General features: G+C 54.4%; 11 protein-coding genes and 1 pseudogene. 3 read left to right on the top strand and 9 right to left on the bottom strand.

Annotation, left to right across the window (positions count from 1 at the left end; genetic code table 11):
* From GSQ80_RS18915 to GSQ80_RS18900, 4 genes are all read right to left on the bottom strand, one after another.
* A partial coding sequence (locus GSQ80_RS18915; protein ID WP_216850444.1) for a hypothetical protein occupies positions 1-244 on the bottom strand: 244 nt, incomplete at its 3' end.
* Positions 245-252: 8 nt separating this feature from the next.
* Complete coding sequence (locus GSQ80_RS18910) at positions 253-1,140, bottom strand: DUF2092 domain-containing protein (RefSeq protein ID WP_158789235.1); 888 nt, start codon at positions 1,138-1,140, stop codon at positions 253-255.
* Positions 1,141-1,460: 320 nt separating this feature from the next.
* A complete protein-coding gene (locus tag GSQ80_RS18905) occupies positions 1,461-3,017 on the bottom strand; it encodes an arylsulfatase (RefSeq protein ID WP_158789234.1) in 1,557 nt (518 codons plus the stop codon).
* Between the two features lie 309 nt (positions 3,018-3,326).
* A complete protein-coding gene (locus GSQ80_RS18900; RefSeq protein ID WP_254059777.1) occupies positions 3,327-4,385 on the bottom strand; it encodes a DUF481 domain-containing protein in 1,059 nt (352 codons plus the stop codon).
* A gap of 161 nt (positions 4,386-4,546) precedes the next feature.
* Here GSQ80_RS18900 and GSQ80_RS18895 point away from each other — a divergent pair, with 161 nt between their 5' ends.
* The 3 genes from GSQ80_RS18895 to GSQ80_RS18885 all read left to right on the top strand — a co-directional run bounded on the left by GSQ80_RS18895 (position 4,547) and on the right by GSQ80_RS18885 (position 7,502).
* Positions 4,547-5,146 carry a hypothetical protein gene (locus tag GSQ80_RS18895; protein WP_158789232.1) on the top strand — a complete coding sequence of 200 codons (600 nt, stop codon included), beginning with the start codon at positions 4,547-4,549 and terminating at the stop codon, positions 5,144-5,146.
* 33 nt (positions 5,147-5,179) lie between these two features.
* Positions 5,180-5,731, top strand: a complete 552-nt coding sequence (locus tag GSQ80_RS18890) for a hypothetical protein (protein WP_158789231.1) — start codon at positions 5,180-5,182, stop codon at positions 5,729-5,731.
* A 226-nt stretch (positions 5,732-5,957) separates the two neighbouring features.
* The gene (locus tag GSQ80_RS18885) at positions 5,958-7,502 is read left to right on the top strand and encodes a mechanosensitive ion channel family protein (protein WP_158789230.1); all 1,545 of its coding nucleotides are present in this window, start codon (positions 5,958-5,960) and stop codon (positions 7,500-7,502) included.
* A 171-nt stretch (positions 7,503-7,673) separates the two neighbouring features.
* On the opposite strand, the gene GSQ80_RS18880 is transcribed toward GSQ80_RS18885, so the two are convergent.
* The 5 genes and pseudogenes from GSQ80_RS18880 to GSQ80_RS18865 all read right to left on the bottom strand — a co-directional run bounded on the left by GSQ80_RS18880 (position 7,674) and on the right by GSQ80_RS18865 (position 13,833).
* Complete coding sequence (locus GSQ80_RS18880; protein WP_158789229.1) at positions 7,674-8,456, bottom strand: sensor histidine kinase; 783 nt, start codon at positions 8,454-8,456, stop codon at positions 7,674-7,676.
* Positions 8,457-8,672: 216 nt separating this feature from the next.
* A complete protein-coding gene (locus GSQ80_RS18875) occupies positions 8,673-11,498 on the bottom strand; it encodes a TonB-dependent receptor domain-containing protein (protein WP_254059776.1) in 2,826 nt (941 codons plus the stop codon).
* Between the two features lie 6 nt (positions 11,499-11,504).
* Positions 11,505-11,792, bottom strand: a pseudogene (locus GSQ80_RS24000) (carboxypeptidase-like regulatory domain-containing protein); the annotation flags it as partial.
* 165 nt (positions 11,793-11,957) lie between these two features.
* Positions 11,958-13,205: a hypothetical protein gene (locus tag GSQ80_RS18870; protein WP_158789227.1), complete on the bottom strand. Its 1,248-nt coding sequence runs from the start codon at positions 13,203-13,205 to the stop codon at positions 11,958-11,960.
* Entirely contained in the window at positions 13,198-13,833 is a 636-nt protein-coding gene (locus tag GSQ80_RS18865; protein WP_158789226.1) for an RNA polymerase sigma factor, read from the bottom strand. The genes GSQ80_RS18870 and GSQ80_RS18865 overlap by 8 nt, the downstream gene beginning before the upstream one ends.
* Between the last annotated feature and the right edge of the window lie 564 nt (positions 13,834-14,397).

Genomic DNA, 14,397 nt, shown 5'->3' with positions numbered 1-14,397 from the left:
CTGTGACCGCGGCCGCGACCGCAACGGGATGGTAACAGCACCCGCCACCATAGTAGCCACCGTAGCCGCCATGGACGTTGACGTTCACGTTATGGTTTACGTTGACATTCGTATTCCTGTTGACGTTGACGTTCCGGTTGACATTGGTCCGAGCACCGCCGCGATAGCGTTGGGCCTGGAGGGACTGCCCGCCGAACAGGATAGCGATAACAACAAAGACGACGATTGAATTGGACGTTTTCATAGGTCTCCTCACTTTTTCTCCGTGGCCTTGGCCTTCAACTCGGCTAGTGGTATGCGCGCCACACCTGGCGGCGGAGCGAAGGTAAACGCATCGTCGCTGTAGGAGGGCGCGAGATTCCACGTCAGAGTCTCCGTATATTGCGGCTTTGCATCGTCGGTGAGGGTGCGGATGGCCAACTTGAGCGGGAGCGGAAAGTCTCCGAGCTCGATCCAAATCTGCCAGTCGATATCTTTTTCATGGAAGGCGTAATGCTCGCAAGTGACTCCGTTGACGGAGCTGGGGCCGATATCGATGGCACCTTTGATCCTGTGGAGGGCATCCGGGTCGGTGCCCCATTGGAAGAGATCCGAGAGAGGCAGTTCAATCCCATACTTGTCGCTCAGATCGTCAGCAAGTTTGGCAATGGTAGGTGGCGCGGGAACGGTGGCATAGTAATTGACAACTTGCCCGTAGATCGTGAAGTTCTTGCCGTCATAGAAAAAGAACCGATGCCCGTCGTCGTCGGTGACCTCGACTCTAAATCGGTCGGGCCGTGCAGCAACGAGATCGGCTTTGCTGCTGAACTGGATGGTCTGACCGTCATCCAAAACGTCATCGGTGGTGATATTCGCAACTACCTGAAATGATTTCTGGGTGCGAAGGTAGACACCCATCTTGTTGAGTGCATCTATGGAACCCGGATCAATTGCAGGAGCATCCTTGGAGTCGGCTTGACTGACGCTCTTGGCCGCAACCGGAGGTGCCGCGTGGGCGCGGAAAGCAGCCCCTAAAAGGACAACAATGCACGTAAGATGAAGGATGTTTACAGCGAGCCTGTGTTTTGCAGTTGGAACGCTTTGGGCGACGGAACGGGTTGTGAAATCGCGGTCCGTAGGAGGCTTTTCGAGGAGTTTCATTTTTTTGCCCTCGCGAGAAATTTTTCTATTGTTTTCGTTGCGTGTCGTAATGTCAAGATAAGCCCCTGACTCTGCGATTAAGCGTTAATTATGCGGGCGGGAAGATGATGAACTCGATTTCCTGTAGAGGCCATCCATTCAGCTCTGGTCAATGGCGACCGATGCCGCGTTCCGACGAAATGACAACATCGGATGGTGCGAGGAAGCGCGACAGTTGCATGTGCCCGCATGATCATCTGTGCCCCGCGGAACTTCAGCATGTGCTAGCTGTCTGACGAGGCACCGGCCCGCCAAGCGGGCCGGTGCTGTCGTTTTAGGCGTCAACCACCCGCAACCGCTTCATGCATCTTCTGGATTGCCTGATCTGCGGTGAAGGTATTTGGCTTCTGGATCTTTGGAAACTCAATAAACGTTTCATTAAATTTGGTTAATAGCGCGGTTGCACCATAAATGATGAAGACGTGTCGTATGAACCACTCGTAGTATGTGTTGGAAGTGACATCAGCAAACTCGTAAGGGTCTGTTCGAAGATTGAACAGCTTAGGCACGCGCAGCGTGGTGAAGGGTTCTGCCCATATTGCCATCGTGCCCTTGCACCGTTGCTCGATGAAGACGATCTTCCAGTTGTCGTATCGGATGCCTAGTAGGTCGCCGTCGTCCGAAATATACACGAACAGTTTGCGCGGCGACTTGTCCGTCTTGCCGGTAAGGTAGCTCAGCAGACTCACGCCGTCGATGTGATTCTTATACGTGCGACCGAGCGCTTTCACGCCTTTTTTGAGATCCTCGACGACGGTTTTATTCCCTGCCAACTCAAGAAATGTCGGCAGCCAGTCATGATGCTGAACGATTTCATTCGATACTGTGCCGGCTTTGATCTTGCCTGGATAACGAACTACGAGCGGAACGCGGAACGCGCCTTCCCAGTTCGTATCCTTCTCGCTCCGGAATGGCGTCATACCGCCGTCGGGCCAGGAATTGCGGTGCGGGCCATTGTCAGTCGAATAGACCACAAGCGTGTCTTCTGCAAGACCCATCTCATCGAGATAGTCGAGCAGCGAGCCTACATTTTTATCGTGGTCGATCATCGTGTCATGGTAGGGCGACTGCCAGCGGCCTGCCTGTCCGAGGCTTTCCTTCTTGGTGTGCGTATAGAGATGCATGTGAGTGAAGTTCACCCAGACAAAAAATGGAGTGTCGGCGTCCGACGATTTCTTAATGAACCCCTTGGCCTTCTCGGCGAAGTCGTCGTCGCACGTCAGCATGCGTTCAATGTTCAGCGGACCCGTATCTTCAATCTTCTGTTTGCCGACCCTACCCCAGCGCGGCTGCACGGTTGAGTCGTCGACGTTGGTCGCGAAGCTGTGGATGACGCCGCGGGGTTTAATCGTCTCGATGAACTTGCCGAATTCTTTTTCGGAGAAGTAATCGTACATCTCCGGTTCTTGCTCAGCGTTGAGATGGTAGAGGTTGCCATAGAACTCGTCGAAACCGTGATTGGTCGGCAACATACTGTTCAGGTCACCCAGATGATTCTTGCCGAACTGTCCCGTGGCATATCCCTCGTTCTTCAAAAGCGCCGCAATCGTCACGATTTTATCGCTCATGCCGATGGGTGCGCCCGGGATTCCCACCTTTGAAAGGCCCGTCCGCATGACGCTCTGACCTGTGATGAACGCGGCTCGCCCGGCGGTGCATGACTGTTCTCCATAGGAATCGGTGAACATCATGCCTTCGTTTGCCAAGCGATCAATGTTGGGCGTCTGGTAGCCCATCAAGCCACGGCTATAGCAACTCAAATTTGAAATGCCAATATCATCGCCCCAGATGACGAGGATGTTCGGTTTTTTCCCTGTTGATTTTTTCTTGGTCGCCATTGTGTTCTTCCCTCGCTTCGGTTAAGTTCGTTGACGTTCGATCCCGCGATTACGCCGTGCCAATTCCTCGCGAGCAATCTTGCGTTCGCTTGCAAATCGACCTGCGCTGCGTCCGCAACTTGTCCCACCCGTTGCCGACGCCTGGAGGCCCGCATCTGAGACGAATACACCGCTCGGCCGCAGTCGTGAACTGTAAAAATTGACAGGTCGGCCGCGGGTTGCCCGGACATCCGGATTTTTCGCCGTAGCTTCAAGAAATACCGGAGATGCGATGCCAGCAGGAGATCCAGCGCTTGGGACGCTTCGGTCTTACTTATTGCCAAACTTCCAACTCAGTCCCGAACTCGATCCGAAGTCGCTGCCAGAAAGGTGATTAGGAGGTTGACTATCGAAGTTGCTGTAGAACGAGACGTTCCAGTCGAGGTTACCCACGATCTTGAGGTAATACGTCGCATTTAGATTGAACTTGACGCGGCCCGGCTGCGAGATGGCCGGCAGCAGGAAGGCTGTGACCGTCGCATTCGTCTTATTGAATCGGAAAAATTGAATGTTCGTAGCGATCAAACCGAATGCCAGGTTCTGCGAGGGCGTGTCGATGTACGCCGTATTTTGACCGGCAAGGCCCCCGAAAACAGAGATCTGCGTCTGATTTGTGTTCTTCAGGAACCGCCCTACGCCGCCGCCTCCCGTGACCTGCCGGTTGATACCTTGCTCGGAACTTTGCAGAAAGACGCCAATGCCGTCATAGAACCAGTTCTTCGAACGCATAAGGTGGTAGGCATCGAGATTCAACTGATTGCGGGTTGACTTGTCGGCACCGGTACTGTCGGCCAACGTGGAGTTGAAGCTCGCGCCGGCGGCCCACCGTTCCCGTGGGTAATTAATCTGGGCACCCAGGTTGTACTGCGTCGACTGGTTACCTTTCGAATAGATAATTCCGGAATTGATGGTGCCGTTAAAACGTTCGATGACCCTGGTAGAGGTCACGTCCATCGTCACAATTTGTGGTGGATCAATCTCGACTTTCTTACCGGCAACCTCTGCAACCTCAATCGTTACGGGGCTTCCACTGGGGCTACCGTTGGTAGTAAGCGTCCCCGTGTACACCGAGCCGTCCTCTGTCTTTACAAGGAAGAGCTGCTTGCTCTCCACGTGAGCGACTTCGGACCATTCAATGGAACTCGTTCCAAGAATATATTTCATACTGACGTAGAGCACGCCAGCCTTTAAGCCCTTGATCTCACCCGTAAAGCGGTCGCCGTTCTTCATGATGATCACGTCCGCTTTTTCGCGCGCGAAGATAGGCGTGACAGACAAAACACACCACAGGGCGACGGCAAGCCTAGCCACAACTGGGTTGATCTTCATCACCGGTTCATCCTCCATCCAGCGAATGCTGGGCGCGCCTGCACTGCTATTGCAGAGAGTCTAGTTGATTACATTTCGCAACTCACCCATTAGGGTGTATGCACCCGATGAATCCGCGTAGGGGATAAGATAGACCTAAAATTCGCTCGATGGAGAGGCCAATGCCTACCGCGACGGACGATCAAAGCCGCAGCTTTTCTCTCACCGAGGGAGGGCCAACGTATCGTATTGAGCAGCGTCTCGGACTGATTGGAGAGCAGTCGGCTCACGTGCTGCGAACAGCCATGATCGCGATCAGCGTGACATGGGTTCCGTTGTTCGCACTCTCCGCGATGCAGGGTAACGCTATTGGACACGCTGTTGCGGTCCCCTTCCTGCGCGACTTTTCCGTTCATGCGAGGTTCCTTCTGAGCGTTCCGCTGCTCCTCGTCGCAGAACCAATCGTAGGGCGTCACTGGGCGCGTGCGGCACGCCATTTCATAACTTCGGGACTTGTGACTCAGGAGGATTTTCAGCGATTCGACGAGGCGGTAAAGCGTGGACTAGCATCCCGCGATTCCGCGACAGCTGAGGTATTAATGGTGATACTGGCCTGCGTCATCACTGCTGTCGCTCTGATCTCTACTGCAGTTCATGTTTCCACTTGGTTTGCGTTGCGCACGAATTCAGGTGTGACGCTCACGTGGTCTGGCTGGTGGTTTACGTTGTTTTGCGTACCGGTGTTCCAGTTTCTGACTTTGCGTTGGCTTTGGCGGCAGTGAATTTGGGCACAGTTCCTTTGGCGAATGAGCAGGTTGCATCTCGTGCTGGTCCCAACACACCCGGACGGGGCCGGTGGTCTTGCTTTCGTCGGGAGCGCTCAACGCTATTTTGGGATCGTTCTGCTGGCTTACTCATTCGCGTTATCCGGCGTGGCCGCGGAACGAGTGGTTTATGACAAAGTACCGCTATCGGAGTTGGCTCTTCCCATAGCTTTGTACGTTATTCTCGCGGTCCTCGTTGTCTTGGCACCGCTTGCGGTGTTCGCGCCGATGCTCATAAAAACGAAACAGCGAGGCCTGCTTCAGTACGGGACGTTGGGAACGGAATATACTTTTGCGTTTCACAAGAAATGGATTGTCTCGTCTGGAACGGCAGAGGATTCCCTGCTGGGAGCCGGTGACATTCAATCGCTTGCTGATTTAGGAAACAGTTTTGGATTCATAGAGAAAATGACCGCCCTACCGATCAAGAGGCGCACGTTAATCCATTTGGCGCCGGCGTTTCTTATCCCAATGGCCCCTCTTCTTCTCACGGTCATGCCATTCAAGGAGGTTGTGAAGCTGTTGTATAAACTCGTGATGTAAGGTGGAGCACAGAGAACGCCCTCGACTGAGGCGCTCAATCGATCACGCTACGGCGGCCATTCGAGCGAGGACATCCATGACAAGACGAACCATCAGTCTGGCTATTCATCTTCCTCTACTCGTCTTCCTGGCCGCAGGAATATCCGCGCAAACACCGCACCTTACCCGCTCATCCCCCGCAAAACATAAGCAGCCCTCGACCACCCCGCCGGCTTCCGTAGAACCTGTGAAGCCAGCGGAGGTCTCCCCGGTCACCGAGGCCCCAGAAGTCGACCCCTTGGGACGTTCGACTCCGTACGGTTGTGTCATCGGCTTCTTGCAAGCGGTGAGTAGCAATAAATTGGCCGTGGCCGCCCAATACCTCGACACCAAACTACCCGAGCCACAAGCGGAAGTCCTGGCGCAACAGTTGAAGGCCGTCCTTGATTCTGGGCTGTCTTCCAGTGTCAGCAGCTTATCGCGGGAGTCCCGGGGAGATGTTCATGATGATCTGCGTGAAACGCGAGAAAGGGTAGGAACCGCAAAGACGCAGGATGGCGCATTGGAAATTTTCCTGGATCGCGTGAAGCGGCCGGCTGAGCCCTCCATCTGGCTATTCTCGTCCGACACCTTGAGCAAGGTGCCGGACGCTTATTCTCATCTACAACAATCTGACCTTTCTCGACTGTTTCCCGCGCCGCTCGTCCGCACAGAACTCTTTGGCCTTCCGTTATGGCGATGGATCAGCATCGTTGCGGCTATTATCCTGGCCTTCATTCTCTCCACGCTCGTGACTCGCTTGCTGCTTTTGGTGTTCAAGATCTTCTTGAGCAGGCGTCACTTTCAAAACGAAAACCATATCCTGCGACTGCTGAACCAGCCAGTCAGACTTTTGTTGTTGTCGCTAGCTGCGTGGGGTGTCGAGACAGTTTCAGTGTCTGCACTCGGCCGTACCTACTGGACAGCGGGCGCGCGGATACTAGGTACACTCGGGTGCGGGTGGTTCATCACACGTGTCTTCGACATTGCTTCCAACCGCGCGGCGAACCAGTCGCTTACCGCCGGCAAAACCGAGAAGCTTGCAGTCATAACCCTGGCTCGAAGACTGTTCAGAATATTGGTTCTCTTTGCCGTAGTTCTGCTCTTGCTAAGCGGGGCTGGAGTCAATGTCACTGAGATGGTGGCGGGACTTGGCATCGGTGGAATCGCCCTCGCCCTGGCCGCTCAAAAAACCTTAGAAGATTTGTTTGGCGGCATTTCGATCATCACTCGCGAGTCCATTCGCGTAGGCGACTATTGCCGCGTCGCTGATCAGTTGGGAACGATCGAGGATATAGGGCTTTCGGCGACCCGCCTGCGTACCCGCGATCGCACTGTGGTTTCTATTCCCAATGCAAAGATCGCGCAGCTAAGTTCTGAGAACTTCGCCCTCCGAGATAAGTTCTGGTTCCATCACATCCTGTCACTTCGGTACGACACCACCGGTACCCAGATAGAACAAATCGTTCGGAACATTACGGTTCTGCTCGGTGAGGCTAGCGATGTTGAGATGCAGACAGATCGCGTGAATCTTATCGGCCTAAAGCAAGGGGCGTTTCAAGTGGAAATATTCGCCTATATGAAATCCCACACCTACGAGACATCCTTGGTTGTACAGGAACGACTGCTGCTCGGCGTCCTAGCGGTTGTATCTGGATCTGGCGGACATCTGGCTCCTCCCTCCCAGGCTGTGTATCTGGAGGTCAAAGGCGCCGATGAGAATTCGTTTAGCTCGGAATTGAAGACGGATTAGGCCTGGAGTTGTCAATTGCTGATAACAGGCCAGTGTACTCATTGAGGCCGCTCGGACCCCGTAAAGATCGATGTTCCCTGAAGAGGTGTTATCGGCAATAACGGTGAAGTTGCCGAAACCCGACTTTCGACCCCCATTGAGCCGCTCAACTCTCAGGTTGTCCGATCGGAATCAGACCATCCTCGATTGGAAGGGCGCGCTGACATTGATTCGGGTGCCGTTGCGGGGGCCAGAATAAATGGTGCACTGGCCCCCTGCAAGATGTATGCGCTCGCGGATGCTTATCAGGCCAAGCCCCGTCCCAAATTTGACCGATTCGACATCGAAGCCTACGCCGTCGTCAGCGACTTCAAGGCTAACTTCTCGACTCGTGCAACGGACTATCACCTGCATGCTCGTAGCGTGACTATGTTTCAGCGCGTTGTGAATACCTTCTTGCAATATCCGAAAGAAGGTGAGTGCCAATGTTTTATCGAGATCCTCTGTAACTCCCTCGCAGTGGCATCGAATTGGAAATCCGAGCTGCCGAGAGCATTCAAGGCAGTGTGATCTCACTGCGGCGCTCAAACCCAGATATTCGAGAGTTGAAGAGTGCAGATCATGCGAAAGGCGCCCCACCTTATTGATAATGGCGTCCAACCGGCCGACCAACTCTTTTAAGTTCGGCGACTCTCCCTCAGGACCCCCAAATTCCGGCTGCCAACTGCGAAGCATTTGGATTTTGAGCACCGCGAGAGATTGCCCGATATCGTCATGCAGCTCCCGCGATAAGTGCGTACGGTCAGCTTCCTGCGCGTCAATCATGCGGCGGCTCAGTTCTATACGTGCCGCTTCCGAGTCTTTCAGTTGCTGGCGTAAGGACTTTGAGCCTGCGACACTTTTGTCGATCGAAACGAGACCAGGAGGCAATTGGCGCTCTACTGCCCAGGTGGCGAGATTGCCGTTGTAAGCCATATTGTTTCTCCGTTGCTCTTCAGGTCGTGTGCGCTAATCAGGAATCTAGTGATTCTAGATCCAGAGAGGAAGTCACGCCGCGATGGCGCAGAGGATGATGGAACAGGAGTGGTTACATCGGTGTGTACACCGACTGCCCTCGATTGTTCCCATAGAGTGATCGAAATTCACAAGGGCGTGGCGACGCGTCGACCAAAGTTCTAGCAAGTAACATCCCTAGAAACTAACCTTGACAGTCAACTGTCCCGAACGTGGGCCGCCGACCGAATACAAAGGGTTCTGGCCACCATCTGACCCGCCAGCACCCATTGTGTAGTTGGTGGTATACCCCGGCATCACTTGGCCGAAGCCGGCTGAACCCGTTGGTCCTGTCCCCCACGAGGTGAAGGGCGCATTTTCACTTCCGGGTGCGCCGAACATCGGGTGGTTGAAAACATTGAAATACTCGGCTCGGATATCGAGATTCACGCGCCGGGTCAGGTTGAATCGCCGCCGCAGCGCGAGATCCGTCTGGTCGATGGAGTATCCACTGCGAAGACCGTTGCGCGGAAAGTTCCCGGTCGCTCCAACTGCCGGCGTGGTAAAGGCATTTGGATTAAGCGCCTTGCCGTTCGGTTGGGTTGGATCCGCAATCCACGAAGGTCGTCCCGCGACCACTTCCGCTTGGGTTGTGTATTCTCCCATGCCCGGGGTTATAACCGAAGCTGTCACGTTGATTGGAGGTTGCGACGTGATTCTCAGAAGGCCATCAACAGCCCAACCTTTGAGGATGGCACTACGTAAGGCGCCCGAGGACGGAGACGGAATTTCGTAAGAAACCGCGCTTGAGAAGGTGTTCCGTAGATCGAAGTCGCCAGGCGACAGCGGCGGCGGCACAATCTGGCTGATGTTTGGTGCAACCAATCCACTGGTATCACTGGACCCAAGGTCGCTGGTCCTGGAGAGGTTATACGAGACGAGTGCTTGGAGCCCACGAGACAGTACCCGTTGGAACTGGACCTGGAGCGCATTGTAGCGGGAATGCCCCAGGTTATGGATCGCAATTATATCACCCTCCAAGCCAAGATCTAGAAAGGCTGGCGGCAGAATGTAGTCCTGGCGAAGAAGCCGCCTGCCGTCCGCCCCTACATAGGTTGCGGTGAGGGTTTGCTTGGAGCCCAATGCCCTTCCGATTGCAGCATTCCACTCCATGGTGAACGGCAGCTGAAGGTGGGGATCGAACGCCGCGATATACAAAACACTTGAATCAATCGTTGTCGAAAACGGCGGCGGTTGGAAAAGGACGCTGCTCGGATCGAAGGGCCCCTCGGCAACACGGTCGCGATCATAAGGAAAATTCGAAGCGGCAACACCCGCATCGCCGTAGCCTAAGTCGTAGAAGAGGCCGTATCCTCCTCGCAGCACTGTTGTCGGCGTGACCTGGTAGGCCGCGCCGACTCTGGGCGCAACGTTGGTGTACGTTGTGCTCCAGAGCCTCCCGGGTACGACTGCGGGAAGGAGCGAATTGAAGATTCCCTGTGTCACATAAAGAGGCTGCCGTGATGCCCCCGAAGGCGGCGAGTTGATCTCCCACCTGAGCCCGTAAGTGAGAGTCAGTCGGCGCGAGGCCTTCCACGTGTCTTGCGCGTAGAGCGAGTAGTTGTCAATGTTGACGGTGAGGTGATCGCTCGCGTCGAGCTGGATATCGTCGGCTGTTCCAGCAATCAGCGAACTAAAGGTGGATGGGAAAACCGACCAGCCTGTCGAATCCCCGTTTGTAGGGCGCAGGTGCCGATAGTCGATACCAATTTTCAGTTGGTGCGCACCAAGGGTCCACGAGAAATTATCGACGAAATTCAGCTGCCGCTGAGTATTGAGGCTTAACGCTCCCACTCGCACTTCACCGCCGTTGGGAAAATAGACCAGCGCCTGCCCCATATTCGGGCTGTAGGGAGGGGGGAAGATTACTGAGTTGGAAGGAACAACTGCTCCATGGAAGTCAGTGAGATCATGAATGACGGTGCCTGTTGCGCGGCTCCAGTTCGCGCGAAAGTCGTTTACCCTAGTGGGCGCAAACCTAACCGTGACGCCCACGGTAGCGGTGTCGGTCGCGACGTTATCGACTAATTCTTCTTCCCAGTTTCGGATCGACGCGCTGGATGGAGCATGGTCGTAGCGGCCAAACAGCGTGACCTTCTGATTAAGGTTGTAGTCCACACGCAGGCTGGTGGCGTTGAGTTCTGACGGATCGGAATACGCAACGGTGAGGGGGGCAAGGCATGGATTAGTGACGTTGTCGCACGTGGGATCGACCAGCGGCCCGGTTGGGACCGGCAACGCATTTATATATGGCTGATAAACAAGGGAAACCGCGTCGCGGGCAGACGTCGTGTAGAAAAATGACGATGCGGTCTCAGGCAGCAACAGTCTGAGCCCTTCGTACGAAAAGAAGAAGAAGACTTTATCCCTTCTGAATGCACCGCCCAACGTCCCGCCAAAGTCATTCTGGCGCAGAGGCGGCTTGGGAAGTGGCGACTTATCGAACCAGTTTCGGGCGTCAAAGACTTCATTCCGCAGATAGTCGAATGCAGAGCCGTGATATTGATTCGTACCCGACTTTGTAACGATCGAAATCTGGCCGCCGGGGCTTCGCCCGAACTCGGGAGCATACGTCGACGTCTGAACCCGAAACTCTTGCATCGCATCGACCGACACCAGCCCATTGGTGCCTCCGGCGGCGGTGAAGGCAGGTGTTGTTCCGCCCAAGGTCTGCGTGATGCTAAAGTCTGGGCTTACACCAAAATTCGCGCTAACGCCGTCCACCATAAAGTAGTTCGCGTCGGTGCGCTGTCCGTTGACGGCAAACTGATTGTCCGCGAGTCCCGTGGCCACAAACATCACACCGGGTGTGAGCGCAATCAGGGACTGAAAGCTACGCCCATTCAACGGCATATTATCGACGAACTGCTGATCGACGACCGTGCTGACTGTCCCAGAAATCGTGTTGACGTAAGCGTTGTCGCCTTTAACAGTGATCGACTCTCCAACAGCTCCAACCTGCATCCTAAAATTTCGGCTTAGTAGATCCTGAACGTTTACGGTCATATTAGTAAGCGCGATCTCTCTGAACCGTGGCTTCTGGACTACAAGACGGTAATGTCCGGGCTTTACGCTGGTGAAAACGTATAGCCCCGATCCATTGGACGATTGGCTTACATCCGTATTCGTTTCGACATTGGTCAGTCGGATCGCGGCGCCGGAAATGAGAGCGCCCGATTGATCGGTAATGTAGCCAGAGATCGTCGCCGTATCTGTCTGGCTGAAGGCCCGACCAACGCAACACAATATCCCGATCATCACGAGTATGAGCCAACGGGATTTCTGCAGGCCAGCTGGGTCCCTCATCGGGGTAATCTTATCCCCTTAACCGCTTATCCAAAACTGCGAAACAGTGAAAAGTCGCTCCTGGAGATAGGACTAGGCTGCCACTATCCTGAATCGCCGCTCTTCCATTCCCATGGATCAAGGATGATTCGGTGGCGTCCCGAGAAAGGCCGTCAGGATTTTCTGCCCTTTCGGTTTCTCGCCGGCAGTTGGCGTTGGCTCCAGCGTCACATATACTGAGTCGATCTGCGCCAGAACCTTCGCATCGTTCGATTTGAAAACCCACCGTCTCTGCTCTGGGTCGTCAAGATGAAGCGATCCCAACGCGAACGTCGTGTTCGGATCGCCCTCCCGATGTCCCCAGGCGTAGAAGGTCTTAGTTCCCTTCGCACCCGCCAGGTCGTAGGCATAAAAGATCAGGGACTTTCGTTCGGTGTAGAAGATTCGGCCGAAAGGCTTCTTAACGCCGTTGTTGGTGACATCGGCCACATCAATGATGTGCAGATTCCGGGAAGCAATCACATCCCGCATTTCGCTGCTGGATGAAACTTCGGTTAGTGCCTGTTCCCGTTGCGCGGCTGTTCGCTGATCTGCAAGCTTGCCCTCCAGTTCACGCATCTGAATCTCGGTCGCAGCCAGATCGGCAGTTTTTGCATTTTCTGCTTGCCTCGAAGAACGTAGCTCCGCCTCCGCCGAAGTGGTCGCATTCTGTTCTTGCTCCGCGCGCGCTTTGAGTTGAGCAATCTGACTGGCATCCAGATCTCTGCCGCTTTGCAAATCAAACATCATCTTCCTCAATACCTGCGCATCAGCTAATGCTCTGGTGCGCTCTAGTTCAGAGGTCGCCAGCTTTTGTTCCAAAGCGGATTGCGAATTCTGTGGGACTGGAACACGTGGCTGTCCGGCTGCAGCGGCATTGGAATCCAAATGCGAAGAGTGGGCTAGCTCTGATCGAAGGGCGGTCTTCGGGCTGTCCGTTTCGCGTCCATGGCGGTAGTCCCCAGTCTTGAAGCCTAGGAACGCAGCGATGAGAGCCATCGCTGCGATAGCCCAAGCTGGCGTCGGCCTACGGAGCATCTCGAATATTCCGAACGCGGTTCGCGGTGGCGCAATTTTCGCACGAACCTCCGCAGAGAACTGTGCTCCGGCGTCCTGCAACGCTTCGAGAATCTTCGTTCGTAAAACGGCGTGCTGACCATGCATTTCTTGATCCTGCTGTAGCGCCTGGGTCAACCAAACGGAATTGATATTCTGCATCTCCTGACGCAGCCCTTGACAGTGGATGCACTCCTGGAGATGGGCGTTGAATTCAGCGAAGTCTTCAGGTGAAATCTGCCCGGCTGCCGCCAAAACACACCACTGTTCGTATTTGGCATGCTCAAGCATTCGTTTCTCCAATCTCTCCTTTAGATTGTTGTCGTTTCGATCGCTCGGGTTGCCCTGCCTTCTCCGACAGGGCTTCACGGAGTCGCATCATCCCTCGATAATAATGATGTTTCGCGTTGGACAGCGTTTGTGCAGTCCTACCCGCCAACTCCTCAAAGGTGAGTCCCTCGAACGAGATCAGCTCGACCGCTGCCCTTTGATTCGGATTTAGAGCCTCCATCACTTCCTGCACAAGCCTCGACGACTCTCCGGCGCTGAACCTATGATGGGCCGCACCCGGAGCCATAGAAAAGGCCACGACGTCGTCTTCGACATCAACCTGATCGTAGAACTGTCGGCGTTGCAGGTGATAACGACGATTGATGGCCTTTGTGTAGGCTAATTGAAGAACCCATACTTTAAGTGTTCCCCGTAGCGGGTCAAAAAGTTCCACTTTTTGGAATAAATCCAGAAACACAATCTGGACAACATCTTCCGCCTCGCCTGCGTCATGGACTATCCTCTTAGCGACGCTCCAAACCAACCGTTGATAGCGGTCCACGATGATCGCAAGGGCGTCATGGTGGCCTGACCGCAAATGCGTCATCAACTCTTCGTCGGTTGACTTCTGTAACGCACCATATTCCATTGGATTACTGGTCCCTCCACACGCGCCCAATTTTTCATTTTATTGGGAACTATCAGGTTCGCACGCTGTATACGACAATGAATGGTCTACGCAGACCCTCAAGACAAACGTAGCTACTTGGGTCCAATTACATGTTTTAGGCAGCGCCTCGACCGACTGACAGTGATGACCGTCTCGCGTTCCGGGTTCTTTGCAGTTTACTTCTAGCTTTGATTCAGCGGCATTGCTTTGAGGAAAGCGGCGTATACGAAACTCAACCAGCAGGCAGGCAGCGCTACCTCTCTATGCATACGAACTTTCATACTGTTCATCAAAGTCGGAGCAGGCGATATGGCCCCCAAGCGGTTACGTCGTCTTTTAAATGGGCGTTTCTATTGATCCAAAAAGCTAGCGTTATCACCACGAGTAGCACCTAGACTGTCATTCGGCACAGTCTACAGAACCCGAAATGCCTGCACATCTGTCAGAACTAACAGTCGAGCGGCCCGATTCGGGCTGCGATCGATGCAAGCGCTGTATTCGCCAGGCCCAGGTCGAATCTTTTTCTCTCAAGCAAGGCGGATT

The sequence above is a fragment of the Granulicella sp. L46 genome, from assembly GCF_009765785.1.
Taxonomy (GTDB): domain Bacteria; phylum Acidobacteriota; class Terriglobia; order Terriglobales; family Acidobacteriaceae; genus Granulicella.
This window is presented reverse-complemented; position numbering and strand designations above follow the sequence as displayed.

What these genes read in the sequence shown, in the direction of transcription:
- GSQ80_RS18910 (WP_158789235.1), bottom strand. Translation starts at nt 1,140, where the DNA reads ATGAAACTCCTCGAAAAGCCTCCTACGGACCGCGATTTCACAACCCGT.
- GSQ80_RS18905 (WP_158789234.1), bottom strand. Translation starts at nt 3,017, where the DNA reads ATGGCGACCAAGAAAAAATCAACAGGGAAAAAACCGAACATCCTCGTC.
- GSQ80_RS18900 (WP_254059777.1), bottom strand. Translation starts at nt 4,385, where the DNA reads ATGAAGATCAACCCAGTTGTGGCTAGGCTTGCCGTCGCCCTGTGGTGT.
- GSQ80_RS18895 (WP_158789232.1), top strand. Translation starts at nt 4,547, where the DNA reads ATGCCTACCGCGACGGACGATCAAAGCCGCAGCTTTTCTCTCACCGAG.
- GSQ80_RS18880 (WP_158789229.1), bottom strand. Translation starts at nt 8,456, where the DNA reads ATGGCTTACAACGGCAATCTCGCCACCTGGGCAGTAGAGCGCCAATTG.
- GSQ80_RS18875 (WP_254059776.1), bottom strand. Translation starts at nt 11,498, where the DNA reads ATGCAGGTTGGAGCTGTTGGAGAGTCGATCACTGTTAAAGGCGACAAC.
- GSQ80_RS18870 (WP_158789227.1), bottom strand. Translation starts at nt 13,205, where the DNA reads ATGCTTGAGCATGCCAAATACGAACAGTGGTGTGTTTTGGCGGCAGCC.
- GSQ80_RS18865 (WP_158789226.1), bottom strand. Translation starts at nt 13,833, where the DNA reads ATGGAATATGGTGCGTTACAGAAGTCAACCGACGAAGAGTTGATGACG.